The sequence below is a fragment of the Saccharopolyspora sp. 6V genome (assembly GCF_020176785.1).
GTDB lineage: Bacteria > Actinomycetota > Actinomycetes > Mycobacteriales > Pseudonocardiaceae > Saccharopolyspora_C > Saccharopolyspora_C gregorii.
On sequence record NZ_JAIUKB010000094.1, the window covers coordinates 38,281 to 63,563 of the forward strand.

Sequence of the window (25,283 nt, forward strand, 5' to 3'; positions counted from 1 at the left end):
GTCGAGACTGGACGTCCACCCCTTCCGCGGAGAGGACCGGACATGCCGCACCTCGTGGGAATCACCGCCGTGATCACCGCCGGGCTCGCCGGGTTCTGGGCCGGGTACCGGTTCGACGCGGACCTCGCGGTCAACGCCCGTCCAGGATCCCCGCCTCGTGCGCGACGATCGCGGCCTGGACGCGGTTGGTGCAGTCCAGCTTGGTGAGCAGCCTACTCAGGTGCGCTTTCACCGTGCCCACCGCCATGTGCCGCCGCGTCGCGATCTCCGCGTTGGACAGGCCTGCCCCGACCTCGCGCAGCACTTCCAGCTCGGTCTCGGTGAGCTCGGCGAGCCGCCGCCGCGCCGGTTCGCCCGCGTCCGGGGTGAGCAGGTGCCGTTCGATGAGGCCGCGGGTGATCTGCGGCGCGAGGATCGGCTCCCCCGCCGCGACCTCGCGCACCGCGTGGATCAGCTGGGCCGGGCCGGTGTCCTTGAGCAGGAACCCGCTCGCCCCCGACCGCAGCGCCCGCGCCACGTTGCGGTCGTCGCCGAACGCGGTGAGCACGACGCTGCGGGTGCGCGGCGATTCCCGCGCGATCCCGGCGACCGCGGTGATGCCGTCGCCGCCGGGCATCTGCACGTCCAGCAGCGCCACGTCCACCTCCTGCCCTCGGCAGGCGGCGACTGCGGCGGGCCCGTCGGAGACCTCCGCGACCACCTCGACGTCGTCGGCGTTGTCCAGGATCAGCCGGATCCCCGCGCGCATCAACGTCTCGTCGTCGGCGATGAGCACTCTGATCATGCGCCTACGGTAGCGGCACGCCGCCAGAGCTGAACATCAGCGCGAACACCAGCACGCACACCAGCAGCAGCATCGGCACCGCCAGCACGAACAGCAGCACCCCGGCGCCGAACATCCGCGGCTTGGTGAGCACTTCCGCTTCCCGCACCGGCGGCCGTTCCCGCACCGGCGCTTCCGGTGGCGGCGCCGCGGGCGGGTGCGCGGGCAGCTCCGCGCGCACCGCGAAGCCGCCGTCCGCGCCCGGGCCGCCGGTGAACGTGCCGCCGAGCATCCGGGCGCGTTCCTCCAGTCCGGCGAGACCGCTGCGCAGCCCGCGCGCCGGCGAATCCGGAGCGGCCACCGGCGCGTTGTGCACCCGCACCGACACGGGATCCGCGGCCGACACCTCGACGACCACCGCGGCGCCCGGCGCGTGCTTGTGCGCGTTGGTGAGCGCCTCCCGGACGATGCGGTGCACCGCGTGCCGCACGCGAGGATCCACCTCGTCCAGGTCGGGGCCGTGCCAGTGCAGCTGCACCGCCATCCCGGCGGTGCGCGACTCGGCCACGAGCCGTTCCACGTCGGCCCGGCGGCCGCTGCTGTCGTCGCGGCCCGCGTCGACGGCACCGGAACGCAGCACGCCGAGGATGCCGCGCAGCTCGGTGAGCGCCTCCCCCGCGGTGGCGCGCACGAACTCGGCCTGCTCGCTGACCTCGGGCGCCTTCTTCGCCGCCGACAGCTCCAGCGCACCGGCGTGCAGCGACAACAACGACAACCGGTGGCCGAGCATGTCGTGCATCTCGCCCGCGATGTCGGCGCGTTCGGCGCTGCGGGCCTGCTCGGCGGTGAGGTGGCGGACGCTCTCCAGGTAGTCGTTGCGCTCCCGCAGCAGCCGCACGAGCGGTTGCCGGGTGCCGAGCAGCTGCCCGGCGACGGCGGGCACCCCCAGCAGCACCGCGGAGCCGACCAGGGTGAGCGCGAAGTCCGCGCCGCTCATCGGGACGGCCGGGCGCAGCAGCGCGTCGTAGGCCGTCCCCAGCAGCACCGTGCCCAGCACCGCCGTCCACAGCAGGGCCGGGCTGCGGGTCCGCCTGCCCGCGGAGAACGCCAGCACCGGCAACAGCAGCATGCTGAGCACCGCCTCGCCGAACACCAGCGCGGGCAGCACCGCGACGGGCCAGCGGCGCCGCGCCGGGACGAGCACCGCCGCCCACAGCGCGGAGAGCACGGCTACCGGCACCGACGGTCGCGGCGCCGGCACCAGCTCCGGCGGCATGTTCAGCTGGATCGCCAGCCCGGCGGCGACCAGCAGCACGAAGCACACCGACTCCGCCAGCCGCACGCGGCGCGGCGCCGCCCGCACCGCCTCCCGCACGAGCCGCGGTTCCGCGGCGACCCGTGCCGCCAGCTCGCGCGGCGACGGCACCCTCTTCCCCGATGACACCACCCGATCATCGTGCCCGACGCCCGGCGGCCGGAAGCACCGGATGGCCACGACTTCGTGGCCGATCGACCGGCACCAGCATCCGGTCGGCCGACGATCGGGTGCGGGAGCGGCGCATAGCTTCGAGCCGGTTCCCGTGCCGGTGCCCCGCTCGGTGGCGAAGCCGAGGACGGGCGATCACCGGAGCGGCTCGCACCGCCGCCGGGCCGCGGCGCCACCGATCCCGCGGCGCCGCGAGCGCCGAGGTTCCGAGCAACAGCCGACGAGACTTCCCCAGGAGAGGATCCGCATGGTCCCGACCACCCAGGACACCAGGACTCCCCGCCCCGGCGGCGGGATCCCGTACCACCTGCCGCAGCGCGGCTCGCGGCACCGCTGGTGGCGCACCCTGCTCGGCTTCCCGCTCCTGGGCCTGCTCGCGCTGGTGTGCATGGGGCTGGTGACCGGCGTCGTCTTCGGGCTGGCCGCCCTGGCCGGTGTGGAGCAGCACGACGGCACCTTCGCCGACCCGGTGTGGGAGTACACCGCGGGATTCCTGGTCGTCGCGGCGATGCTGCCCGCGGTGCTGCTCACCGCGAGGTGGGCGCACCGCCGACCCGCCGGAACTCTGTCCAGTGTGGAGGGGCGACTGCGCCTGCGGTGGCTGGCGCACTGCACCGGCTGGGCGCTGGGCGGTTTCGCACTGGTCACGGCGTTCGGCCTGACCCGGGGCGAGCCGTGGCTCGCGGCGCAGTGGCCGGGGTTCGCCCGGTACGCGCTGCTGGCGCTGATCACGCTGGCGGTGGTGCCGTTGCAGGCCGCCGCCGAGGAGTACCTGTGCCGCGGGTTCCTGCTGCAGTCCTTCTCATCCTGGTGGCGCACCCCGTGGCCCGGTGCCGTGCTCACCTCGGTGCTGTTCGTCGCGCTGCACGGGTACGACGACCCGCTGGTGCTGGCCGACATGTTCGTGTTCGCGCTGGCGATGAGCTGGCTGACCGTGCGCACCGGCGGCCTGGAGGCGGCGATCGCGCTGCACGTGGTGAACAACGCGTTCGGGATGCTGGTCGCCTGCACGCAGGGCGTGCCGAGCCTGGAGCAGTCCGGGGACTTCGCCGCCTGGGACGTGCTGCCGACGACCGCGCTGACCGTGGTCTACGCGTGGTGGATCGACCGGCTGGCGCGGCGCCGCGGCATCGCCAGGGCCGCGGGGCTCCGGCGGGCCCACCGGGAACCCGCCGGAGTCCCCCGCGTCAGGAGAACTGCACGCCGCCGTCGATCATCACCGACTGCCCGGTCATGTAGTCCGAGTCCGGGGATGCCAGGTACGACACGAACTTCGCCACGTCCTCCGGCACCGACACCCGGCCGAGGTGGATCAGTTCGGAGTACTTCTCGATCGCCGCGCCCTTGCGCAGTCCCTCGTTCTCGGCGAGCTTCTCGTCGATGTGGTCCCACATGGCGGTGCCCACGATGCCCGGGCAGTAGGCGTTCACGGTGATGCCGTACTGCGCCCACTCCATCGCCGCCGCCTGGGTGAGCCCGCGCACCGCCCACTTCGACGCCGAATACGGTCCGAGCAGCGGGAACGGGCGGTAGCCGACGATCGAACACGCACCGATGATCTTCCCGCCGCCGCCCTGCTCGATCATGCGCCGGGCGGCGGCGCCGTAGCACAGGTGCACCCCGCGCAGGTTGATCGACATCAGGTGGTCGAACTCCTCCGGGGTGACCTCCAGCAGCGGTTTGACGTGCGCGATCCCCGCGTTGGCGACCATCACGTCGAGGGAGCCGAGGTCGGCGGCGACCTGCGCCACCATGCCGTCCACGGCCTGCGCGTCGGACACGTCGGCGAGGGCGACCGTCGCACGGCGGCCCAGGGACTCGACCTCCGCCGCCACCGCCCGCGCGGCCTCGCCGTTCGCCGGGATGTCGTTGATCGCGACGTCCAGCCCGTCGGCGGCGAGCCGCAGCGCGATGCTCTTGCCGATCCCCTGCCCGGCGCCGGTCACCAGTGCGTTCCGCGGCGTCGTTGCCTGGTCGCTCATGTGCAGACCTCCGTGTTCGTGTCCCAGGTCACTCGACCCGGCGAACCGAATGCTGCGCGACCGACCGCCACCGCCCAAGGCCCGTTCTCACATGCTGACAACGGCACCGTCCGCGGCCGGGCCGCGCGGGGCCGGTAGGTTCGCGGCGGACGGACGCGGAGGAGGTCGATGCCGGTGGCGGGCGGGCGGATCCCGGTGGTGCTGGTCGCGGGCTACCTGGGCTCGGGCAAGACGACCCTGCTCAACCACCTGCTGGCGACCGCGGGCGGCACCCGGATCGGGGTCGTGGTCAACGACTTCGGCAGCATCGGCATCGACGCGATGAACGTCGCCGGGCAGGTCGATTCGATGGTCTCGCTCAGCAACGGCTGCCTGTGCTGCGCGGTCGACGCGAGTGGGCTGGACGCGATGCTGGAGCGGCTGGCCGAGCCGGGAGCGGGCATCGACGTGATCGTCGTGGAATGCAGCGGGCTGGCCGATCCGCGCGAGCTGATCCGGATGCTGCTGGCGGGCGAGAATCCGCGCACCGGCTACGGCGGGCTCGTCGAGGTGGTCGACGCCGCCGAGTTCGACGGCACCGTCCGGCGCCACCCCGAGTTCGCCACCCACCTGCGGTTCGCCGACGCGGTGGTGCTGAACAAGGTCGACCGGGTCGGCGCGGGCGAGCTCGCCGCGCTGCGCGAGCGGATCACCGCCGAGGCGCCGGGAATCCCGCTGCTGGAGGCCGAACGCGGCCAGGTCGATCCGGCGTTCCTGTTCGACCGGCCGGAACGGCCCGCCGACACCGGGCCGCGGCAGCTGTCGTTCACCGACCTGCTCGCCGAGCACGACTGCGCCGAGCACGCGCACGCCGCCTACCGGAGCGTGGCCGTGGAGTTCGACGATCCGGTGGATCCGGGGGCCCTGATGGCGTTCCTGGACTCGCGCCCCGCCGGGCTGTACCGGATGAAGGGGACCGTCCACTTCGGAATCCCGGGGTACCGGCAGCCGTACCTGCTCCAGACGGTGGGCAACTACGTGCGCTTCCACCGGACGCAGTGGCCCGCGGGGGAAGCGCCGCGCACCGCGCTGGTGCTCATCGGCACCGAGCTGGACGAAGCCGACCTGCGCGCCCGGCTCGCGGCCTGCGCGGCCGGGTCTCCCGCCGAGCACGGCGACTACGCGATGCTGCCCGTCCTCCGCTACGTCAGCTGATCCACCGCGGCTTCCGCGCCCGGTCCGCCGACCGCGCCGCGCACGCAGCCGGGGGTGCGGACTCGGCCGGTCAGCGGAGGGTGCGGGCGGCGTTCTCGCGGGCCTCGCCGAGCGCCCTGTTCAACGATCCGGTGCGCATCGGGCCGTGGCCGGGCAGCAGGACGTCCGCGCCCAGCCCTTCCAGCGCGTCCAGCGACTGCACGGCGCGGGCGCCGTCGTGGTGGAACATCGGCAGCAGCAGCTGCGGCCCCTCGACCCGCGACGTGGGATGCCCGGTGATCACGGTGTCGCCGCTGATCACCACCCCGCGCTGCGGCAGGTGGAACGCGCTGTGCCCGGAGGTGTGGCCGTGCGTCGGCACCGGCACCGGCCGCCCCGGCAGGTCCAGCGCGCCCTCCCGCGGGAACGGTTCGGCGGACGGGACGGCGCACGGCTTCAAGGCCCCGGCCCGCACCACGTGCGCCGCCCACGGCAGCACGCCGGGCCGCCACGCGTTCGCCAGGATCTGCTTCGGCGACACCTGCTGCAGGTATTCGCGCTTCGCGTGCGCGACCTCGACCCGGTCCAGGTAGACGGGGAAGCCGTACTTGCGGGCCAGGTGCGGCAGCGATCCGATGTGGTCGACGTGCGCGTGGGTGACGAGCACCGCCTCCACGTCCCGCATCCGGTGGCCGACCTCGCGGACGGAGGCCTCCACCGCGTCGGCGTCGTCCGGGTAGCCGCCGTCGATCAGCGTCACCGAGTCGTCCTCGACGAGGATCACCCAGTTGCTGCTGCTCCCGCGGACCAGGTACGTGCCTTCGGCGGCCTGCACGACGCGGCTCTCGCTCATCAGGATCCCCTCCCGGGACGATCATGCCGCATCGACGTCCGGGCGGGACAGCGCGGTCGGGGCGCCGGTTGCGGACCGCCCCCCCGCGGGCACTAGTTCGCGACGAGGTGCTCGCCGAGCTCGCCGTGCGCGGCCACCAGGCGCACCGTGCCCTCGTGCAGGCGGTAGGACAGCCCGGCCACGGCGCAGCTGCCGTCGGCGACCTTCGCGGCCAGCACCGCCGAGCGCTCCACCAGGAACTCGGTGGTCTTGCGGATGTGCTCGTCGACGATGTCGTCGATCTCGGTGGTGCCCGCGGCGCGGGCGCTGAGCACGCTCGGGTAGACGCGCTCCACCACGTCGCGCACGAAACCGGTGGGCGAGTTCCCGTCGACGTAGGCCTGCGAGGCGGCGGTGACGGCGCCGCACGAGTCGTGGCCGAGCACCACGACGAGCGGGGCGCCGAGCACGCCGACGCCGTACTCGATGCTGCCGAGCGCCTCGGCGCCCGCGACGTGCCCCGCGGTGCGCACCACGAACAGGTCGCCGAGCCCGCGGTCGAAGATGATCTCGGCGGCGAGCCGGGAGTCGGAGCAGCCGAACATGACGGCGAACGGCGTCTGGCCGGGAGCCAGCGCGGCGCGGTGATCGGCGTCCTGGTTCGGGTGCAGCCGCTCCCCGCCGACGAAGCGGGCGTTGCCCTGGATCAGCAGATCGAGGGCCTGGGACGGGGAGTCCGGATCGTTGAAGGGCATGTGCAGCAAGCTACCCGAGGTCAGGCGGGCACCGCGGTGGGCGCGATCACGATCGGGCCGGACGTGGCGGCCGCGCGCGGTTGCGGAGCGCGACGGGCCTGCCGCCGTTCGGACCAGCACACGGCCCGCCCCTCCGGCCTGACCAGCACATCCGATCGCGGATCAGCAATGCGCCGAACGGGCGGATCCCGCCTGCCACGACGGGGTTCCACTCACCCAACGAAGTCAGCGCTGACCGGTTGACCTGCCACTACGACCCATGACACGGTCTGCATGAGATTCAGGTCACCCGTGGTCGGCGCGCACCGTCCTGCGCCGGCCCGATGCCGACGACGCCATCGCATTCCGGCGGAGCAGCGCTGTCCGCCGACGCCCCGCGGGAGGAACGAATCGTGCAGACCAAGGCCGCCCTTCTCCACGAACCGGGCCAGGACTGGGCCATCGACGAGATCGAGGTGGGTGATCCGGTCGCCGGGGAGGTGCAGTTGCGGCTCGCGGCGACCGGACTCTGCCACTCCGACGAGCACCTGCGCACCAACGCGATGCCGGTGCCGGTGTACCCGGTGCTCGGCGGGCACGAGGGCGCCGGGGTGGTCACGAAGGTCGGGGCCGGGGTCACCGGCCTGCGGGAGGGCGATCACGCGGTGCTCGGGTTCATCCCGGCCTGCGGGGTGTGCCGGCCGTGCTCGGCGGGCATGCAGAACCTCTGCGACCAGGGCGCCGGCCTGCTCACCGGGCAGGCCATCTCCGATGGCACCCACCGGGTGACGCACCAGGGGCGGCCGGTGGCGCCGATGTGCCTGCTGGGCACGTTCGCCCCGTACGTGACGGTCAACCAGTCCAGCGTCATCCGGATCGAGGACGACATCCCGCTGGAGACCGCGGCGCTGCTGGGTTGCGGCGTCTCCACCGGCTGGGGATCGGCGACGGAGATCGGCGCCACGCGCCCCGGCGACACCGTGGTGATCGTCGGCGCGGGCGGCATCGGCATCAACGCCGTGCAGGGCGCCGCCGCCGCGGGCGCGCGGTTCGTCGTCGCGGTCGACCCGGTGGAGTTCAAGCGGCAGAAGGCCGTCGAGTTCGGCGCCACGCACACCTTCGCCTCGATGGCGGAGGCGCTGGAGCCGCTGCGGGACATCACCTGGGGCAGCCTCGCGCACACCACGATCCTCACCGTCGGCGAGCTGCAGGGCGATCAGCTGGCCGAGGCGCTGGCGATCACCGGCAAGGGCGGGCAGGTCGTGGTGACCGCGCTCGCCGACATGACCGCCACCGACGCGAAGATCGGCATGTTCGAGCTGACGCTGCTGCAGAAGCGCATCCAGGGCGCGATCTTCGGCGGCGCGAGCCCGCGGACCCAGGTGCCGCGGCTGCTGGAGCTGTACCGGCAGGGGCGGTTGAAGCTGGACGAGCTGGTGACGCGCACCTACTCGCTGGACGAGATCAACAAGGGCTACCAGGACATGCGGGAGGGCAAGAACCTGCGCGGCATCGTCCGCTACACCGACGCGGACTGGTGAGGCGCCGCACGGCGAACCGATGAGCCGCTGACACCGGGCCTGCCGCACCCGCGCGGCAGGCCCGTGCCGCGTCGCGGGCCGCTCCCGCTACTCCGGGTCGCCCGCCCACCGGTGCAGCGCTTCCGGCAGGCCGGGCGCCCCGGCGTCGTCCGCGGCCCAGACGACGATCCCGTCCGGACGCACCAGCGCGCCGGCGGGCGCACCGGGACCGTCCGGGACCGCGCGCACCCGCCCCGGCCAGCGTTCGGCGGCCCGCGCGAACTCGCGCCCCGGAGTGCGGTCGAGCAGCAGGAAACCGCCGTCGTGCCCGTGGTCGACCAGCCGGGTCCCGTCCGCCAGCGGCAGGTCCGGGGCGAACCGGCCGAGCAGCGGGTGCTCGCCCGGCAGCTCGACGTGCTGCGCGACGCCGGAGCTGCGCTCCACGGCCCAGGTCGCGCCGTCCGGGGTGCGCAGCAGCGCGGTGACGATCTCGCGGAGCGCGGCGGACTTCGGGTCGCCGCGCAGCATCCCGGTCTGCGCCCGCGTCCAGTCCAGCACCCGCGCGCCGAGCGGGCGGCGTTCCGCGTCGTAGCCGTCCAGCAGCCCGTCCGGCGCCCATCCGGCGACGACGGCGCCGAGCCGCCAGCCGAGGTTCATCGCGTCTCCGACGCCGAGGTTGAGCCCCTGCCCGCCGAACGGCGGGTGCACGTGCGCGGCGTCGCCCACCTCGGCATGTCGGACCCGACCCAGCAGGACACGGCGGGTGCACGTGCGCGGCGTCGCCCGCCACCAGGACCCGGCCGGAGCGGTAGGTCGCGGCCTGCCGGGCGTTGTCGGTCCAGCGGGTCGCCGGGCCGCGCAGCGCGGTCAGCGTAACCTCGGTGCCGGAGATCCGCCGCAGGCCGGCCTGCACGTCGGCGAGCTCGACCGGCGCGGTGCGGTCGGCGGGCCCGCCGTCGAACTCCGCGGTGATCAGCCGTCCGGGCTGCGGTCCGCAGCGGTACGCGCCCCGCTCCGACCACGTCCACCCCTCGCCGAGCAGTTCCGGTTCGGCGATGTCGGCGACCGCCAGGTAGCCGGTGAGTTCGGGGTCGGTGCCGGGGAAGTCGATGCCCGCGAGGCGCCGGACCGCGCTGCGCCCGCCGTCGCACCCGACGACCCACCGGCCGCGGAACGGTCCGGCGGTGGTGCCGAGGAGCACGTCCTCGCCGGCGTCGTCGAGCTCGGTGACCTCGACCCCGCGCCGCACCGGCACGCCGAGCCGCGCCAGGTGGTCGGCCAGCAGGCCTTCCAGTTCGCGCTGCGGCACCAGCCAGGTGTCCGCGGCGGCGGCGTGCGCGGCGAGCTCGGGCCGCGTCCAGTCGACCAGGTCGGGTTCGAGGACGACGCCCGCGAAGTGCCCGGTGAACCGCGCGCCGCCGAGCACCGGGGCGCCGGCCCGCTCGCGCACCTCCCGCTGCACCTGCCGGGCGGCGGGGAGCAGGCCGCGGCGGGCGAGGGCTTCGGCGGTGGGCACGTTGATCGACGCCGCCTTCATCGACTCGTCCGGTTCGGTGCGCCGCTCCAGCACCAGCACCGCCGCCCCGGCGAGCGCCAGTTCCGCCGCGAGCACCAGCCCGACCGGTCCTGCTCCGACGACCACCACACCCGCATCCGCTCCAGTCACGAACACCGTTCTACGGACGAACGCTGTTCGCGTCAAGCTAGGATGACCGGGTGAACCCGAGAGACCGGCGCGCGGCGCGCCACCAGCCCGGCGCCGCCGAAGCGGCACCCCGGCGCCGCGCGCTCCCGATCACCGTGGAGCAGGTGGTCGACACCGCCCTCGATCTCGTCGCCGCGGAGGGCTACGAGGCGCTGACCATGCGACGGGTCGCCACCGCGCTCGACACCGGCCCCGCGTCGCTCTACGCCCACGTGGTCAACAAGGCGGACCTCGACGAGCTGCTCATCGGGCGGCTCTGCGGCGAGATCGCGCTCCCCGAACCCGATCCGGACGTGTGGCGGGACCAGCTGCACCACGTGTGCGCCCAGCTGCGCGACCAGTACCTGAAGTACCCGGGGATCTCCCGCGCCGCGCTCGCCGCCGCGCCCACCGACCGCCAGGTCGCGCGGATCGGCGAAGGCCTGCTGGCGATCGCGCTCGCCGGCGGTGCCGCGCCCGGGGACGCCGCCTGGGCGGTCGACGCGCTGGTGCTGCACGTGGCGTCCTACTGCCTGGAGCTGGCGATCGCGCGGCGGAAGGCGGCCCACGAGGACGCGGCCTGGGTGCTGGACCGGGAGGAGCTGCGGCGCAGGCTCACCGCGCTGCCCGCCGCCGAATTCCCGCACACCACCCGGCACGCGGCGGAGCTCACCGCCGGCACGGGGCACGAGCGGTTCGACTTCGCCGTGCGGCTGCTGATCGACGGCCTCGCACGGCGCTGAACGCGCTCCCCCGTCCGGTCGTCGAGGCCCGCCGCGATCGGCCCAGCGGCCGGGACCCGTTCCGCCGTCGCGGAGCGCGCTCGGGCATGATCCCGACCATGCCGATCTTCCTCGCGCCCGGCGTGCTCGCCGGTGCGCCGCCCGCGGTCGCGCAGGCCGCGCCGATCGATCCGATGCGCGTCGTGTTCGTGCTCGTGCTGGTGCTGCTGGGGATCGCCCTGGTGCTCGTGGTGCTGAGCAAGTGGCTGCGGTGGCGGCAGGGGTTCAGCGCGCCGCGCCAGCGCGAGCTGCTGTGGGCGGTCCCGGTCGCGCCGGACATCCAGCAGGCGGTGCGGGAACTGGTGCGCGCCGACGACCGGGTGCGGGCGGTGAAGGTGCTGCGCGAGGCGATCCCCGCGGTGTCGCTGCTGCAGGGCAAGCTGCTGGTGGACCGGCTCGCCGAGCACGAACACCCCACGAGCTACGCCGAGGTGGTGCGGGACCTGCGCGAGCGCGAACCGGAGCTCGCCCAGCGGTTGCGGCCGCTGATCGAGCACAAGGCGGAGATCGAAGTGGTGCGGTTGCTGCGCGAGCGGCTGGGGCTGGACCTGCGCATCGCGGGCGAACTCGCCAAGTCCATGCAGGAGTGATCTCCCGCGGTGGTGCGGGAATCCGGCGCGAACCGGGTTCCCGCACCCCGCTCAGCCGACGCTCACCTCGCGAGGATGGCGCGCAGCGCGTCCCGCAGCGCGGCCTCCGGGTCGGCGGGAAGCCGGTGCGCGCGCCAGCCGATGTGCTTGTCCGGCCGCACGAGCAGCACCCCGTCCTCGGCGACCTCCCGCAGCCGCGCCCAGTCGAAGTACAGGTCGGTGACCTCGCGCCCGGGCCCGATCACCACCGCCTCGACCGGCACGCCCAGCTCGTGCCCGACCTTGTCCGCGGCGTCCTTCCACGCCTGCCCGGTGATGCCGGTGAGCAGCGTGAAGCGGCCGGCGGGCGCGAGGTCGTGGGTGGAGTACCGGCGGGACCGGTCCCCGACCCACGCGTGCGGCAGCCGGGATCCGGGCACGGTCGAGGGCTGGTAGTACAGCTCCGGGTCGCGCTCCGGCTCGGGCCGGGCGGAACCGTCCGAGACCACGGCGCCGGATTCGTAGAACTGGCCCATCTCCACGCCGTGCGCGTTGAACTCGTAGTCCTTGACCTCCATCGCGCGCTGCAGGGCTTCGCGCTTGGCGGCGCCGTCCGGGGTGGCGTCCTTGCGCTGCTCCATGTTGGCGAGCAGCTGCTCCTCCGGACCGGGTTCGGCGATGTCGAGCGCTTCGAAGAACTGCGCGAACTCGCGGCCGGACTTGTTGGCGCGCAGCACGATCTGCTCGGCGACGGGGGCGCGCTCGGCGGTGTAGCTGTCCAGCAGCCGCTCCCCCGCCCGCCCGCGCAGCACGGCGGCGAGCTTCCAGGCGAGGTTGTAGGAGTCCTGCACGGAGGTGTTGGAGCCGAGCCCGTTGCTCGGCGGGTGCTTGTGCACCGAGTCCCCGGCGCAGAACACCCGGCCGGACTGCAACCGGGTCGCGTACTGCTCGTTGTTGCCCCACAACGAGGTTCCGGTGATCTCGACGTCCAGCTCGGGCAGCCCGAGCAGCTTGCGCACGATGGCGGTGGCGCCGGCGTCGTCGAGCACGGGCGGTTCGCCGCGCACGTCGTAGCCGCTGACGATCATCCACTGGTTCCAGGGCCGCACCATCCGCACCGCGCCGGTGCCGATGCCGCCGACGTTGGTGCCGGGCTGCACCACCCAGTACAGCACCGAGGGGCGGTGCGCGACGTGCTCGGCGAGGTCGGCGGTGAAGGTGATGTTCAGGGATCCGGCGATGTCGAGCTCGCCGCGCATCGGCAGCGCGACGTCGGCGGCGACCCGGGACCGCGCACCGTCGGCGCCGATCAGGTACTGGGCCCGGATGTCGTACTCCTGACCGGTGAACCGGTCGCGGACGCGCGCCGTGACCCCGTCGGCGTCCTGCCGCAGCGACAGGTACTCGGTGGCGAACCGGGTCTGGGTGCCGCGCTTGGTCGCGTTCTCGACGAGGATCGGTTCGAGGTAGTTCTGCGGGATGTCGCAGTTCCACGACGCGGAGGCGAGTTCGTAGTCGGCGTGCCGGGCGGGATGGGTGCCCCAGGTGCGGATGCGGCCGAGCTCCTCGCCCGCGATGGCGGTGCAGAAGACGGTGTCGCCCATCAGCTCGTGCGGTGTGGCCTCGGCGATCACCTGCTCCTCGATGCCGACATCGCGGAAGATCTCCATCGTGCGCTGGTTGGTGATGTGGGCGCGCGGGGTGTTCGCGGTCCACCGGTGCTTGGTCACCATCACGTTGTCCACCCCGAGGGTGGACAGGAACAGCGCCGCGGACGCGCCCGCGGGGCCGGATCCGATGATGAGCACCTCGGTCCGCACCGGGTCCGTCCGGGTGGCCGACTGCTGGTCGGGAACCGTCATCTGCTTCCTTCGCACTGGACGCGGGCACGCGCTCGGTCCGCCGGTACCTGCTCGCGGGCTGGCCGGCGACCCGAGTTCGCGGCTGATTACAGCCGCAGCCCGCCAGTCGATCAAGACTTCCGCGGCCGCGGGCGAGCTGGCATCCACTGTGGACTCGAAGCGGACATCTTTCGAGGAAGCAATTTCTGCACGAAGTGACCGCGCGGCCGCCGCTCCTGCGCGGCACCGGCCGACGACCGTGATCCTGAACACGGCGCACGACGAGGACCACCTTGACCGGTCTTCCGCGGCGCTGCTACACATGAATCAGGAACCCTGATTCATGTGAGGTGGCGGATGAGCGCAGCGGTGGACGACGAACAGCGGCCGGGCACCCCCGAACCCTGGGGCGACACCGTCCTGGTGGAGTTCGACGAAGGCATCGCCTGGGTGACGCTCAACCGCCCGGACAAGCGCAACGCGATGAACCCGGCGCTCAACGACGAGATGGTGCGGGTGCTCGACCACCTCGAAGGCGACGAGCGCTGCCGCGTGCTGGTGCTGACCGGCGCCGGGGAATCCTTCTCCGCCGGCATGGACCTCAAGGAGTACTTCCGCGAGGTCGACGCCACCGGTAGCACCGCCGTGCAGACCAAGGTCCGCCGCGCCAGCGCCGAATGGCAGTGGAAGCGGCTCGCGCACTGGATCAAGCCGACCATCGCGATGGTCAACGGCTGGTGCTTCGGCGGCGCCTTCACCCCGCTCGTCGCCTGCGACCTCGCCATCGCCGACGAGCGGGCGAAGTTCGGGCTTTCCGAGGTGAACTGGGGAATTCCGCCCGGCGGCGTCGTCAGCAGGGCGCTCGCGGCCACCGTCAGCCAGCGCGACGCGCTGTACCACATCCTCACCGGCGAACCCTTCGACGGCGCCGAGGCGGCGCGGATGCGGCTCGTCAACGAGGCGGTGCCCGCCGAACGCCTGCGGGAGCGGACGCGGGAGCTCGCGCTCAAGCTCGCCTCGATGAACCAGGTGGTGCTGCACGCCGCGAAGGTCGGCTACAAGGTCGCCGCGGACATGCCGTGGGACCAGGCCGAGGACTACCTCTACGCCAAGCTCGACCAGTCCCAGTTCGCCGACCAGGCCGGGGCGCGCGCGCAGGGGCTCAGCCAGTTCCTGGACGAGAAGGCCTACCGGCCGGGCCTGGGCGCCTTCGACTCGAACAGGTAGCACTCGCCCACCGCGGCGCGAGATCCTCCTCCCGCGCCCGGTGGGCGCTCGGCGAAAGGTGCACCGTTGCGAAACCAGGGGCTCGGGTCCTGGCCCGACCGGCGGGCCAGGATGACACCGCACCGGATCGCCCTGCGCCACGGCGACCGGACCACCACGTACGCCGAACTCGCCGAGCGGGTGCGGCGACTCGCGGACGGCCTGCGCCGCGCCGGCGTGCGCCAGGGCGACCGGGTCGCCTACCTGGGGCCGAACCACCCGGCGTACCTGGAGGTCCTGTTCGCCTGCGGACGGATCGGCGCGGTGTTCGTCCCGCTGAACTTCCGGCTCACCGCACCGGAACTGGACGTCGTCCTCGACGACGCGGGGGCGGTGCTGCTCGTGCACACCGCCGAGCACGCCGCCACCGCCGCCGCGCTCGGCACCCGCGCCCGCCGCGTTCTCGTCGACGCCGACGGGAACGTCGAGCACGCGGGCGGAGCCGACGTGGTCGACCAACCGGTGCGCCCGGACGACCCGTGCCTGATCATGTACACCTCCGGTTCCACCGGGCGCCCCAAGGGCGTGGTGCTCACGCACGGGAACCTCACCTGGAACTGCGTCAACGTGCTCGTGGAGACCGATCTGGCCGCCGACGAACGCGCGCTGGTCGCCGCTCCCCTGTTCCACGCCGCCGCGCTCGGCATGGTGTGCCTGCCGACGCTGCTCAAGGGCGGGACGGTGGTGCTGCACTCGTCCTTCGATCCGGCGGCGGCGCTGGCCGCGATCGAGCGCGAGCGGGTGACGTTGATGTTCGGGGTGCCCGCCATGTACGACGCGCTCGCCGCCCACGAGCGGTGGGACGCGACCGACCTGTCCGGGGTGCGGACGCTGCTGTGCGGCGGATCCCCGGTGCCCACCAGGACGATCGAGCGGTACCTGGCGCGGGGGCTGAGCTTCGTGCAGGGCTACGGCATGACCGAGACCGCGCCCGGCGCGCTGCTGCTGGACCGCGAGCACCTGACCACCAAGATCGGCTCGGCCGGGGTGCCGTCGTTCTTCACCGACGTGCGCGTGGTGGACGGCGACGGGACCGAGGCCGGGCCCGGCGAGCGCGGCGAGGTCGTGGTGAGCGGGCCGAACGTGATGCCCGGGTACTGGGGGCTGCCCGCCGAGACCGCTGCGGTGCTGCGCGACGGCTGGTTCCACTCCGGCGACGTGGCGACCGTGGACGAGGACGGCTGCGTGCGGATCGTGGACCGGCTCAAGGACGTGTACATCTCCGGCGGGGAGAACGTGCACCCGGCCGAGGTGGAGAACGAGATCCACGCCTTCCCGGGCGTCGCCGCCTGCGCGGTGATCGGCGTCCCGGACGAGCGGTGGGGCGAGGTGGGCCGCGCCGTGGTCGTGCCGGAGGAGGGCGCCTCGGTCGATCCGGCGGAGCTGCTGGCGCACCTGCGCGGGCGGCTCGCCGGGTACAAGGTGCCGCGGTCGGTGCGCTTCGCCGCCGAACTCCCCACCACCGGGTCCGGCAAGGTCCGCAAGGCGGAGGTCCGCGCCCGCCACGGCGGCTGAACCGCGCGGGCGGGCGGGCCGCACACCCCGGCGGAACGCCGGATCGCGATCGGAACGGGTGGGTCGGGGTCAGAACGGGTAGGTCGGGGCCTGGCGGCGGAGGGTGAGCCACTGGGTCTCGGTGAACGCCTCGGCGTTGGCGCGGGCGCCGCCGACGCGCGAGGAGCCGGACGCCCCGACCCCGCCGAAGGGCGCGCCCGCGTCGTCGTTGAACGTCTGGTCGTTGATGTGCACCTGGCCGGACGGGATGCGGCCCGCGATGGCCATCGCCTCCCCCAGATCGGCGCCGAGCACGCCGAGGCTGAGCCCGAACTCGCTGTCCGCGGCGAGCGCCACCGCCTCGTCCACGTCGGAGAACGGGCGGACGCAGGCGACCGGCCCGAACACCTCCTCCGCGTAGGCGGGGGTGTCGCCGGTGCAGTCGGCGAGGACCGTGGGCCGGTGGAACAGCCCCTCGTGCGTGCCGCCCGCGACCAGCCGGGCCCCGGATCCGGCGCTGCGCCGCACCAGGTCCTGGGCGTGGTCCAGCTGCCCGCGGTCGATGATCGGCCCGAGCTGCACGTCCTCCCGGTACCCGTCGCCGACCCGCAGCGCGTCGGCCTTCGCCGCGAGCACCTCGACGTACTCCTGGTAGACGGATTCGTGCACCAGGTGCCTGCCGATGGCCATGCACACCTGTCCGGAGTGGATGAAGTTCCCGAACGCGCCGCAGGAAGCCGCCGCGGGCACGTCGACGTCGCCGAGCACGACGAGCGCGCTGTTGCCGCCGAGCTCCAGGTGGGTTCGGGTGAAGGTCCGCGCGGCGCGCGCCCCGATCGCCCGGCCGGCCGGGGTGGACCCGGTGAACGACACGATCCGCACTTCGGGCGCGTCGATCAGGGCGCCGCCGACGTCCGCGTCGCCCGGCAGCAGCTGCAGCACGCCCGGCGGCAGCCCGGCCTCCTCGAAGATCCGCGCGATCACCACGCCGCCGCAGATCGCGGTGCGCGGGTCCGGCTTGAGCAGCACGGCGTTGCCGAGCGCCAGCGCGGGCGCGACGGAGCGGATGGACAGGATCAGCGGGAAGTTGAACGGGGAGATGACGGCGACGACGCCCGCGGGCACCCGGCGCTGCACGCTGACCCGCGGCATCGGCGAGTGCAGCAGTTCGCCGTGCGGCGCGGTGGCGAGGGCGCTGGCCTCGGTGCACTCGGCGGTGGCGGCGGCGGTCTCGATGCCGGATTTGAACCGGGTGGAGCCGGATTCGCGCACGATCCAGTCGCCGATCTCGGCGGCGTGCCGCTCGAACAGCGCGGCGGCGCGGGAGAGCACCGCGGCGCGGTCGAACGGGGAGGTGGCGGCCCAGTCGCGTTGCGCTCGGGCGGCGCGGCTGGCCGCTTCGGCGGCGTCCTCCGGCGCGGCCCGGCCGACTTCGCCGAGGACGTCGCCGGTCGCGGGTTCGACGGCCTGCCGCGGTTCTCCTCCGGTTCCGGTGGTCCAGCTACCGGTGAAGATCCGGCCGGTCCAGTCCGCGTCGTCCAGCAGTGCCATGGTCCGCTCCCGTCCGCTTCGTTGCTCAGGGCCCCTGATAATCGTACTAGTCGGCCCGCGGAATGAGGAGCGCTCGGCGCAACCTCCGGCACCCGACCGCGGCACACCTAGGCGCGGCGCACCTCGGACACCGCCGCCAGCGCGGTGATCCCGTGCTCCAAGCCCTCGCGGAACGTTTCGCGCTGCCCGGGACTGAGATCGGCGAGCAACTCGTCCTCCAGCTCCAGCACGGCCGGCGCGCACTCGGCCAGCAGCTCCGAGCCGGCTTCGGTGAGCGAGGCCAGCAGTACCCGCTTGTTGTGCACGTCCGGACCGCGCGTGATCAGGCCGCGCTTCTCCAGCGTCAGCACCATTTCGTGCATCGTCTGCGGCCGCAGGAACGAGCGGCGCGCCAGCTGCGCCGAGGACAGCGCGCCCCGGTTCTGCAGCACGGTCAGCGCGGTGTACTGCAGCGTGGTGAGCCCGAGCGGGCGCAGCACGTCGTCCAGCAGCGCCCGGATCACCAGTTCGAGGCGCTTGACCAGGTACAACGTCAACGGTGGACGCGGGATCGCGGCGTCGGCCCCGTCGGCCGCACCGGATCGCTCTGCTCGGCTGCTCACCCGCGTCATGATGTCACCTCCGCAGCGGTTCCGTCCGCGCCGCCCGCGCGATCGCGAACCCTGATATCGAATCAGCAATGCTGATCTCCATCGAGCAGGGCCCGCCCCAGCAAGTCTACTGTGGACTGATGTGGTCCCGCGTCTGCCGCGAGAACCATCCGCGGCGGCCGATCGGCGGAGCCGGTTCCGGCCGCTCGCGTCGCCGTCACTACTATGCGAGCCGCACCAGCTCCGCTCAGCACTCGACTCCCGGGGGTCCACTCGATGGTGAACGGCAAGGTCGTCCGGTTCGACGACGATCGCGGCTACGGCTTCCTCGCGCCCGACGACGGCGGCGAGGACGTCTTCGTGCACGCGAACGACATCCAGGACTCCAAGCAGCAGTTCCGGCCGGGCGCCCGCGTCGAGTTCGCCATCGAAGCGGGCGATCGCGGCCTGAAGGCCTCGCAGGTGCGGTTGCTCGAACCGGCGGCCGACGCGGAACCCCGCGCGCCGCGCCGCGAGCAGGAGGACGACGGGCTGTGCGACGTGCTGTCCGTGCCCGAGTTCCGCACCGAACTCACCGAGGCGCTGCTGGAAGCCGCCCCCACCCTCACCGCCGCGCAGATCGTCCAGGTGCGCCGCAAGGTGACCGACATCGCGCGCAGGCACAACTGGATCGAGGCCTGACCGGCGCTTGGCCAGCGGACGGGGCCTGCGGAGGGCGGCGCCGGTGCCCGGGCTCGCCCGCGGGTGGCCGTCCGGCCCGCTGCGCGCCGTCCCGCGCTCGGCGGCCCGTTCTTCCCAGCGCCGCCAACGAATTCGCGGGACACGCGCTGCGCTGACCGGGCCGTCCGTCCGAAAAGCGGAGGACGATACTGAGACCATGCCGCGACTCGACATCTCCGACGCCCGGATCGACCACCGGCTCGGCGGGAACCCGGACGGTCCCGCGCTGCTGCTCCTGCAGGGCCAGGCGAACTCGCAGCGGTGGTGGGACGAGGTGCGCACCGACTTCGAGGACACCTACCGGACGATCACCTTCGACTACCGGGGAACCGGGGATACCGCCGCACCCGATGCGGACTGGACGACCCGCTCGTTCGCCGCCGACGCCGCCGAGGTGCTGCGCGCCGCCGGGGTCGCCCGCGCGCACGTGTACGGCACGTCGATGGGCGGCCGGATCGCGCAGTGGCTCGCCATCGACCGGCCCGAGCTGGTGGACCGGCTGGTGCTCGGCTGCACCACGCCCGGCGGCGAGCACGCGGTCGAACGAGACCAGCAGGTGCGGCGCTCGCTGCTGAACCCGGACCCGGCGCAGCGGCGGCGCGCGCTGTTCGAGCTGATGTACACCGGCGCGTGGACGGGTTCCCCGGAGGACAGCACCGTGCTCGGCGACCCGACCATGACGGCCGCCGCCACGCGACGGCACCTGCGGATGAGCGCGCGGCACGACGCGTGGGACCGGCTCCCCGAGATCCAGGCGCCCACCCTCGTCCTGCACGGCGACGAGGACCTGCTGGCCCCGGTCGTCAACGCGGAACTGCTGGCGCAACGCATCCCGCACGCCGCGCTGCACGTGCTGCCCGGCGCCCGGCACGCCTACTTCGACGAGTTCCGCGCGGAGGCGTCCCGGTCGGTCCGCGACTTCCTCGCCGCGGCGGGTTCCTAGCGCACGCTGCGGAAGTTGTCGGCGGGCACCTCCAGGGACTCGCCCGATTCGAAGCGCACAACCACCCGGTCCGGCAGCCAGCCGACGTCGCGGACCCGCGGTTCCCGGCCCGCGCCGAGTTCGAGCAGCACCGGGTAGTAGTAGTCCGTGACGTGCGGCCCGAGGCGCAGTTCGTGCGCCACCCCGGTCGGGCGCACGACCCGCAGCAGCCGCAGGTCGCTGGAGTAGTGCTCGCCGCCGTACTCGTAGGTCATCCCGGAGTCCTGGGACCGCTCCTCGTGCAGGACCTCCGCCTGCAAGGAGATCGACGACGGTCCGATGAGGACCACCGCCAGCACCACCAGCAGCGCTCCGGCCAGGAGCACGACGAGGGCGGTGCGGAAGCTCTTGCGCAGCACGACGGGGACTCCTCCAGCGGACGGCGGGCCGCGCGGTTCCCGGCCCCTCGGCGGCTCAGCCTGCCGGAGCGGACCGGCCGCAGGCCTCGGCCGATCGGCCACCCGACCCCGGCCGAACGTTTACCGCTCCCGGCGCCGGGTCAGCCCTGGCGGTCCGCCCGGTAGCCGCCGCTGAACCGGACGTGTTCGATCATGATCCGCTCGGCGGTCGCGCCGTCCTGGGCCGCCAGCGCGTCGATGATCCGCCGGTGCGCGTCGAGGTGGCCGCGCGCGCGTTCCGGTTCCAGCCACAGCGAGGCGTTCGCCGGCACCGGGTAGCTGTTGCGGATGGCGCGGGCCTGCCTGCCGAGGAACGCCGGGCCGCCGATGTCGGTGATCAGCAGGTGGAACCGGCGGCTCTGCTCGCCCAGCAGCTCGTGGCCGCCCCGCTCGGCGTCCTCGACCATCGAGCGGTGGATCCGGCGGAGCTCGTCGAGCTGTTCGGCGGTGATCCGCTCGGCGGCGAGCTTGGCGCCGAGGCCTTCGACGACGGCCCGCACGTCGTAGAACTCCCGCAAGGCGTCGTCGCTGAGGTCGATCACCGTGGCGCCGTGGTGGCTCTCGTAGCTGATCAGGCGGTCCTTCTCCAGCCGCCGCAACGCCTCGCGCACCGGGGTGATCGAGACACCGAGGCGCTCGGCGATGGAGTTCGCCTTCAGCGGCGTGCCGCCCGGGATGCTGGCGTTGCGCAGCTCCCCCAGCAGCACGTCGTAGACGTAGTCCGCCTTGCTCATCGGTGGCCGGTTCACGGCCGGTTCCCCTGACTGCATCGCCATCCTTCGCTTCCGGCGAATCCGGCGTCCAGTCTCCCGCACCGGCCCGCGCCGCCCTAGGCCGACTACGACGGAGGTATTGACTTACAAGTTACATCTTATAAGTTGCATCCTCATGACGAGCCTTGCCGGATTACGCGTCATCGACGCCGCCACCCTGTTCGCCGGACCGTCCGCCGCGATGCTGCTGGCGGACTTCGGCGCCGACGTCATCAAGATCGAGCACCCGACCCGCGGTGACCCTGCGCGCGGCCACGGAGCTTCCGCCGACGGCGTCGGCCTCTGGTGGAAGACCCTGGCACGCGGCAAGCGGACCGCCGCCGTGAACCTCTCCACCCCCGAGGGCCAGCGGATCATCCGCGAGCTCTGCGCCGACGCCGACGTGCTCGTCGAGAACTTCCGGCCCGGAACCCTCGAACGGTGGGGGCTCTCCCCCGACGACCTCCGAGCGATCAACCCGCGGCTGGTGGTCGCCCGGATGACCGGGTTCGGCCAGCACGGCCCGATGTCGCGGCAGCCCGGCTTCGGCACGCTCGCCGAGGCGATGAGCGGGTTCGCCGCGTCCACCGGTGAACCGGACGGGCCACCGGTGCTGCCGCCGCTGGCGATGGCCGACGGCATCGCGGGGCTCGCCATGGCCTACGCGATCATGGTGGCGCTGCGGGCCAGGGACGAGACCGGGCACGGCCAGGTCATCGACATGGCCATCATCGAGCCGATCGTGAGCATCCTCGGCCCGCAGATGACCGCGTACAAGATGCTCGGCACCATCCCGCCGCGGACCGGCAACCGATCCAGCAGCAACGCTCCGCGCAACACCTACCGCACCCGCGACGGCCGCTGGGTCGCGGTCTCCACCAGCGCGCAGGCCATCGCCGAACGCGTCATGCACCTGGTCGGGCGGCCGGACCTGGCGGAACAACCGTGGTTCCAGCACGGACGCGGGCGGGTGGAGCACGTCGACGAGCTGGACTCGGCCGTCGCCACCTGGATCGCCGAACGGGACGCGGGCGAGGTGATCGACGCGTTCGAGCAGGCCCAAGCGGCGATCGCGCTCGTCTACGACGTCTCCGACATCGCGCAGGACCCGCAGTACGCGGCGCTGGAGACCTTCGTCGAGCTCGACGACGAGGAACTCGGCGCCACCACCGTGCAGAACGTCCTGTTCCGGCTGTCCGACACGCCCGGCGAAGTGCGCTGGCTCGGCCCACCGCTGGGCAAGCACACCGACGACGTGCTCGCCGAACTGTCCTACTCGCCCGAGCGGATCGCCGAGCTGCGGGAGAGCGGGGTCGTGGCATGACGCCGCCGGTGTGCTCCCTCTACGTACCCGGCGATCGTCCGGAGCGGTTCGGCAAGGCCGCGGCCAGCGGCGCCGACGTGGTGATCCTCGACCTGGAGGACGCGGTCGGCGCGGAGCACAAGGACGTCGCGCGCGAGCACGTCCGCGCGCACCTGGCCGAGCGCAGGCCGGGTCCGGAGCTGCACGTGCGGATCAACGATCCCGCCACGGAACGCGGTCGCGCGGACCTCGCCGCGCTCGCCGAGTGCCCGGGCCTGGACGCGGTGCGGGTCCCGAAGATCCACGGCGCCCGGGACCTCGCCGTCGTCGACGAGGCCTTCGGCACCCGGCCGACACCGGTGCAGGCGCTGCTGGAATCCGCGCGCGGCCTCGCCGACGCGGCGGCGATCTGCGCGCACCCCAGGGTCGCCGGGGTCGGGCTGGGCGAGCAGGACCTCGCGGCGGAGCTGTCCATCACCGACGAACGCGCCTTCGACCACCTCCGGCTCCAGCTGGTGCTGGCCGCCGCGGCGGCCGGCCTGCCCCCGGTGGCGATGTCGGTGCACGCGGACGTCCACGACGAGGCGGGTCTGCGGGCGTCCTGCGCGCACGGCAGATCCCTCGGCATGTTCGGGCGTGCCGCCATCCACCCCCGGCAGGTCCCCGTCATCCGGGACGCGTTCCGGCCGACGCCCGAGGAGGTCGCCCGCGCCGGTGAGGTCGTCGCGGCGGCCGAGCACCACGGCGGCGAGGGCGCGCTGGCGCTGCCCGACGGCCGGTTCGTCGACGCGCCCGTCATCGCCAAGGCCCGCAGCGTTCTCGCGCTGGCGGACCGGCTCGGCGAACGCGGCTGAGAAGCCGGAGCCGGCCACCGAAGTCCGGCGCCGCCGTCGCAGGTCCCGACGACGCGCCCGTCCGATCAGCTCACCTTCCCGGTGACCCGCAACGATTCGAAGGAGCTCGTCGTGGGCGTAGCAGTGTGGGCACTCATCACCTACATCGCGATCATCGTCGTCTGGAACACCGTCCTGAAGCGCAACATCGGCGAAGCGATGCTCGTCGGATTCGTCGCCGTGTGCCTGTTCGGCGGTGGTGACGCGCTGGAACTCGCTCGCGCGGGGCTGGACGAAGCGCTCTCCGAGGAGGTCGTGTTCGCCGCGCTGGCGTTCGTGTTCATGGGCTACCTGATGACCGAGCTCGGCCTCATCGACCGGCAGGTCACGTTGCTCAACTCCGTGTTCGGCAGGCTCCGGGGAGGTTCCGCGTACGTGTCGACCTCGGCGGCGGCCCTGCTCGGCGGGCCCGCCGGGTCCGGTTCCGGCATCGCCGCCTCCGTCGGCTCGGTGACGATCCCGTGGATGATCCGGTCGCGCTGGCGGCCCGACCTGGCGGCGTCGCTGGTGGCGGGCAACGCCGGGCTGGGGATCTCCATCCCGCCGAGCTCGTCGATGTTCCTGCTGCTGGGCTCGGCGGCGGTGGCGCCGGTGCTCAGCGCGGACCAGCTCATCGTCGCGGCGTTCGCCGGTGGGCTGTGGACGGTGCTGTACCGGTTCGTCGTGGTGTTCAGCTGGGTCCGCCGGTTCCGGATCGAGAAGATCTCCGGGGAGGACATCGCGCCGCTGCGGATCGCGTTGCAGCAGGGGTTCGGCTCGCTGCTGGTGTACGCGGGCATCGCGATCCCGGTCGTGCTGACGCTCGATGTCGGCGTCCGGTTCCTGGAATCCCGCGTCGGCGACGCGGCGGACGACATCAGCGTCATCGTGTGGATCCCGGTGCTGACCATCCTCGCGACGCTGCTCGTGGCGTGGCGGCGGCTGCCTCGCACGGGACGCGAGTGGAGCATGTACCTCGGGAACATGGCCTCGCGCTACGCCGTCATCGGCGCCACCCTGCTGTTCGCCTTCGCGGCGGCGGCGAGCCTGGGCGAGCTGGGACTGGTCGCGCAGCTCACCGCGATCATGGAAGGCTTCGAGGCTCCGCTGTGGATCGTCGCCTCGGTGGTCGGGCTGCTGCTGGTGGTGATCGCGGCGCCGCTGACCGGAACCGCCACCATCGCCGCGGTCGGCGGCGTCGCCTTCAGCGCCCTGACCGCCGCCGGAGCACCCCCGGCCGCCGCGGCCACCGCCATCCTCATCTTCGCCTCGACCGAGGGTGCTTCCCCGCCCGGTGCCGCACCGATCTACATCGCCACCGGCATCGCAGGCGTCGACCCGTCCCGCACGTTCCTGCGGCTCATCCTCTGGTTCGTGCTGCCGATCCTCGCCATCGGAGTGCTCGTCGCGACCGGCCTGCTCCCCGTTCCCGCCTGAGCGAAAGGGAAACCATGTCGCCCGAATCCCACCAGCCCCGCACCGCCCGCGTCCTCGCGCAGCGGATCAGCATGCCGGTGTTCAAGGTCTGCCTCGTCGTGTTCCTGGTGCTCGGCGTCGCGCTGGTGCTCGTCCAAGCCGTCGGCATCATGGTCGGGAACGCCGCGCTGGTGTCCGGCGCGGTCGACGTGCTGGGCGCGCCGACGACGATCGCGGCCGGGGTCACCGGGCTGCTCGGGTTCGCGATGTCCTACGTGTTCCCGTGGAAATCCGGCGAGGACTGAGGCGGTGGGGCCCGCGCCCCCCGGGGGGGGGGGGGGGGGGGCGGGGGGGATCGGCGGGGGGGAACGCCGGCGGTGTGCCCCCCCGGGGGCGGGGGGGGGGGCCCCCGGGGGGCCCGGGGGGGGGCAAGTGCCCCCCCACGGGGGTGGGGTGGGCGCCGGCGGGGGGGGGGGGGGGGGCGGGCGCCGACTCCGTGGCCGGGCCGCTGCCCCGCGCGGGGGCGACCGCGGAGGTCAACGACCGGGTGCGCGGGACGGGCTCCTACGACAC

Annotated in this window: 23 protein-coding genes and 2 pseudogenes; 13 read left to right on the forward strand and 12 right to left on the reverse strand. The window is 73.4% G+C overall.

Going from position 1 to position 25,283, the window contains the following annotated elements; genetic code table 11:
- Positions 1-130: 130 nt before the first annotated feature.
- Both LCD35_RS18950 and LCD35_RS18955 read right to left on the reverse strand, forming a co-directional pair.
- Positions 131-784, reverse strand: a complete 654-nt coding sequence (locus LCD35_RS18950) for a response regulator transcription factor (RefSeq protein WP_224955543.1) — start codon at positions 782-784, stop codon at positions 131-133.
- Positions 785-788: 4 nt separating this feature from the next.
- Complete coding sequence (locus LCD35_RS18955; RefSeq protein ID WP_224955542.1) at positions 789-2,207, reverse strand: histidine kinase; 1,419 nt, start codon at positions 2,205-2,207, stop codon at positions 789-791.
- A gap of 550 nt (positions 2,208-2,757) precedes the next feature.
- On the opposite strand from LCD35_RS18955, the pseudogene LCD35_RS18960 reads away from it, so the two are divergent.
- Positions 2,758-3,228 (forward strand): annotated as a pseudogene (locus tag LCD35_RS18960) (lysostaphin resistance A-like protein); the annotation flags it as partial.
- 208 nt (positions 3,229-3,436) lie between these two features.
- Here the strand turns inward: LCD35_RS18960 and LCD35_RS18965 are convergent.
- Positions 3,437-4,231, reverse strand: coding sequence for an acetoin reductase (locus LCD35_RS18965; protein ID WP_224977616.1), 795 nt, complete (start codon positions 4,229-4,231; stop codon positions 3,437-3,439).
- Positions 4,232-4,405: 174 nt separating this feature from the next.
- Here LCD35_RS18965 and LCD35_RS18970 point away from each other — a divergent pair, with 174 nt between their 5' ends.
- The gene (locus LCD35_RS18970; protein ID WP_374108110.1) at positions 4,406-5,425 is read left to right on the forward strand and encodes a GTP-binding protein; all 1,020 of its coding nucleotides are present in this window, start codon (positions 4,406-4,408) and stop codon (positions 5,423-5,425) included.
- A gap of 70 nt (positions 5,426-5,495) precedes the next feature.
- Here the strand turns inward: LCD35_RS18970 and LCD35_RS18975 are convergent, their stop codons facing one another.
- Together LCD35_RS18975 and LCD35_RS18980 are read right to left on the reverse strand one after the other, a co-directional pair.
- A complete protein-coding gene (locus tag LCD35_RS18975) occupies positions 5,496-6,257 on the reverse strand; it encodes an MBL fold metallo-hydrolase (protein WP_224955539.1) in 762 nt (253 codons plus the stop codon).
- Positions 6,258-6,349: 92 nt separating this feature from the next.
- Positions 6,350-6,991, reverse strand: coding sequence for a carbonic anhydrase (locus tag LCD35_RS18980; RefSeq protein WP_224955538.1), 642 nt, complete (start codon positions 6,989-6,991; stop codon positions 6,350-6,352).
- Between the two features lie 392 nt (positions 6,992-7,383).
- Between LCD35_RS18980 and LCD35_RS18985 the strand changes: the two genes are divergently transcribed.
- On the forward strand, positions 7,384-8,511 hold the full coding sequence (locus LCD35_RS18985) for an NDMA-dependent alcohol dehydrogenase (RefSeq protein WP_224977617.1): 1,128 nt from the start codon (positions 7,384-7,386) through the stop codon (positions 8,509-8,511).
- Between the two features lie 87 nt (positions 8,512-8,598).
- Here LCD35_RS18985 and LCD35_RS30320 read toward each other — a convergent pair whose 3' ends face one another.
- Complete coding sequence (locus LCD35_RS30320) at positions 8,599-9,216, reverse strand: FAD-dependent monooxygenase (RefSeq protein ID WP_308011232.1); 618 nt, start codon at positions 9,214-9,216, stop codon at positions 8,599-8,601.
- Between the two features lie 88 nt (positions 9,217-9,304).
- Positions 9,305-10,264 (reverse strand): annotated as a pseudogene (locus tag LCD35_RS30325) (FAD-dependent monooxygenase); the annotation flags it as partial.
- On the opposite strand from LCD35_RS30325, the gene LCD35_RS18995 reads away from it, so the two are divergent.
- On the forward strand, positions 10,207-10,917 hold the full coding sequence (locus tag LCD35_RS18995) for a TetR/AcrR family transcriptional regulator (RefSeq protein ID WP_225044583.1): 711 nt from the start codon (positions 10,207-10,209) through the stop codon (positions 10,915-10,917). The pseudogene LCD35_RS30325 and the gene LCD35_RS18995 sit on opposite strands and share 58 nt — an antisense overlap.
- 98 nt (positions 10,918-11,015) lie before the next feature.
- Positions 11,016-11,546 (forward strand): hypothetical protein, encoded by a 531-nt coding sequence (locus LCD35_RS19000; RefSeq protein WP_224955534.1) that lies wholly within the window; start codon positions 11,016-11,018, stop codon positions 11,544-11,546.
- Positions 11,547-11,608: 62 nt separating this feature from the next.
- Here LCD35_RS19000 and LCD35_RS19005 read toward each other — a convergent pair whose 3' ends face one another.
- Positions 11,609-13,387 carry an FAD-dependent monooxygenase gene (locus tag LCD35_RS19005; protein ID WP_225044584.1) on the reverse strand — a complete coding sequence of 593 codons (1,779 nt, stop codon included), beginning with the start codon at positions 13,385-13,387 and terminating at the stop codon, positions 11,609-11,611.
- 336 nt (positions 13,388-13,723) lie between these two features.
- Here LCD35_RS19005 and LCD35_RS19010 point away from each other — a divergent pair, with 336 nt between their 5' ends.
- Together LCD35_RS19010 and LCD35_RS19015 are read left to right on the forward strand one after the other, a co-directional pair.
- Entirely contained in the window at positions 13,724-14,593 is an 870-nt protein-coding gene (locus LCD35_RS19010) for a p-hydroxycinnamoyl CoA hydratase/lyase (RefSeq protein WP_224955532.1), read from the forward strand.
- 66 nt (positions 14,594-14,659) lie between these two features.
- Positions 14,660-16,147 carry a long-chain fatty acid--CoA ligase gene (locus LCD35_RS19015; protein ID WP_224955531.1) on the forward strand — a complete coding sequence of 496 codons (1,488 nt, stop codon included), beginning with the start codon at positions 14,660-14,662 and terminating at the stop codon, positions 16,145-16,147.
- A 69-nt stretch (positions 16,148-16,216) separates the two neighbouring features.
- On the opposite strand, the gene LCD35_RS19020 is transcribed toward LCD35_RS19015, so the two are convergent.
- Together LCD35_RS19020 and LCD35_RS19025 are read right to left on the reverse strand one after the other, a co-directional pair.
- Entirely contained in the window at positions 16,217-17,677 is a 1,461-nt protein-coding gene (locus tag LCD35_RS19020) for an aldehyde dehydrogenase family protein (protein WP_224955530.1), read from the reverse strand.
- 107 nt (positions 17,678-17,784) lie between these two features.
- Complete coding sequence (locus tag LCD35_RS19025; RefSeq protein WP_224955629.1) at positions 17,785-18,228, reverse strand: MarR family winged helix-turn-helix transcriptional regulator; 444 nt, start codon at positions 18,226-18,228, stop codon at positions 17,785-17,787.
- 315 nt (positions 18,229-18,543) lie between these two features.
- Here LCD35_RS19025 and LCD35_RS19030 point away from each other — a divergent pair, with 315 nt between their 5' ends.
- On the forward strand, positions 18,544-18,948 hold the full coding sequence (locus LCD35_RS19030; protein WP_224955529.1) for a cold-shock protein: 405 nt from the start codon (positions 18,544-18,546) through the stop codon (positions 18,946-18,948).
- Positions 18,949-19,144: 196 nt separating this feature from the next.
- Positions 19,145-19,930, forward strand: a complete 786-nt coding sequence (locus LCD35_RS19035) for an alpha/beta fold hydrolase (protein ID WP_224955528.1) — start codon at positions 19,145-19,147, stop codon at positions 19,928-19,930.
- On the opposite strand, the gene LCD35_RS19040 is transcribed toward LCD35_RS19035, so the two are convergent.
- Together LCD35_RS19040 and LCD35_RS19045 are read right to left on the reverse strand one after the other, a co-directional pair.
- The gene (locus LCD35_RS19040) at positions 19,927-20,328 is read right to left on the reverse strand and encodes a hypothetical protein (protein WP_224955527.1); all 402 of its coding nucleotides are present in this window, start codon (positions 20,326-20,328) and stop codon (positions 19,927-19,929) included. The genes LCD35_RS19035 and LCD35_RS19040 overlap by 4 nt on opposite strands.
- A 140-nt stretch (positions 20,329-20,468) precedes the next feature.
- Entirely contained in the window at positions 20,469-21,101 is a 633-nt protein-coding gene (locus LCD35_RS19045; protein WP_225044585.1) for a GntR family transcriptional regulator, read from the reverse strand.
- 154 nt (positions 21,102-21,255) lie between these two features.
- Here LCD35_RS19045 and LCD35_RS19050 point away from each other — a divergent pair, with 154 nt between their 5' ends.
- From LCD35_RS19050 to LCD35_RS19065, 4 genes are all read left to right on the forward strand, one after another.
- Positions 21,256-22,443, forward strand: coding sequence for a CaiB/BaiF CoA-transferase family protein (locus tag LCD35_RS19050; protein ID WP_224955628.1), 1,188 nt, complete (start codon positions 21,256-21,258; stop codon positions 22,441-22,443).
- Entirely contained in the window at positions 22,440-23,276 is an 837-nt protein-coding gene (locus LCD35_RS19055) for a CoA ester lyase (RefSeq protein ID WP_224955525.1), read from the forward strand. The genes LCD35_RS19050 and LCD35_RS19055 overlap by 4 nt, the downstream gene beginning before the upstream one ends.
- Positions 23,277-23,387: 111 nt before the next feature.
- The gene (locus LCD35_RS19060; RefSeq protein WP_224966037.1) at positions 23,388-24,731 is read left to right on the forward strand and encodes a TRAP transporter large permease subunit; all 1,344 of its coding nucleotides are present in this window, start codon (positions 23,388-23,390) and stop codon (positions 24,729-24,731) included.
- Between the two features lie 14 nt (positions 24,732-24,745).
- Positions 24,746-25,015, forward strand: coding sequence for a hypothetical protein (locus LCD35_RS19065; protein ID WP_224955523.1), 270 nt, complete (start codon positions 24,746-24,748; stop codon positions 25,013-25,015).
- Positions 25,016-25,283: the final 268 nt, after the last annotated feature.

Coding starts and splice junctions, on each gene's coding strand:
- LCD35_RS19020 (WP_224955530.1), bottom strand. CDS start 17,677: ATGGCACTGCTGGACGACGCGGACTGGACCGGCCGGATCTTCACCGGT.
- LCD35_RS19055 (WP_224955525.1), top strand. CDS start 22,440: ATGACGCCGCCGGTGTGCTCCCTCTACGTACCCGGCGATCGTCCGGAG.
- LCD35_RS18950 (WP_224955543.1), bottom strand. CDS start 784: ATGATCAGAGTGCTCATCGCCGACGACGAGACGTTGATGCGCGCGGGG.
- LCD35_RS18975 (WP_224955539.1), bottom strand. CDS start 6,257: ATGAGCGAGAGCCGCGTCGTGCAGGCCGCCGAAGGCACGTACCTGGTC.
- LCD35_RS19050 (WP_224955628.1), top strand. CDS start 21,256: ATGACGAGCCTTGCCGGATTACGCGTCATCGACGCCGCCACCCTGTTC.
- LCD35_RS18965 (WP_224977616.1), bottom strand. CDS start 4,231: ATGAGCGACCAGGCAACGACGCCGCGGAACGCACTGGTGACCGGCGCC.
- LCD35_RS19000 (WP_224955534.1), top strand. CDS start 11,016: ATGCCGATCTTCCTCGCGCCCGGCGTGCTCGCCGGTGCGCCGCCCGCG.
- LCD35_RS19035 (WP_224955528.1), top strand. CDS start 19,145: ATGCCGCGACTCGACATCTCCGACGCCCGGATCGACCACCGGCTCGGC.
- LCD35_RS19045 (WP_225044585.1), bottom strand. CDS start 21,101: ATGAGCAAGGCGGACTACGTCTACGACGTGCTGCTGGGGGAGCTGCGC.
- LCD35_RS19030 (WP_224955529.1), top strand. CDS start 18,544: ATGGTGAACGGCAAGGTCGTCCGGTTCGACGACGATCGCGGCTACGGC.
- LCD35_RS19005 (WP_225044584.1), bottom strand. CDS start 13,387: ATGACGGTTCCCGACCAGCAGTCGGCCACCCGGACGGACCCGGTGCGG.
- LCD35_RS18980 (WP_224955538.1), bottom strand. CDS start 6,991: ATGCCCTTCAACGATCCGGACTCCCCGTCCCAGGCCCTCGATCTGCTG.
- LCD35_RS19010 (WP_224955532.1), top strand. CDS start 13,724: ATGAGCGCAGCGGTGGACGACGAACAGCGGCCGGGCACCCCCGAACCC.
- LCD35_RS19065 (WP_224955523.1), top strand. CDS start 24,746: ATGTCGCCCGAATCCCACCAGCCCCGCACCGCCCGCGTCCTCGCGCAG.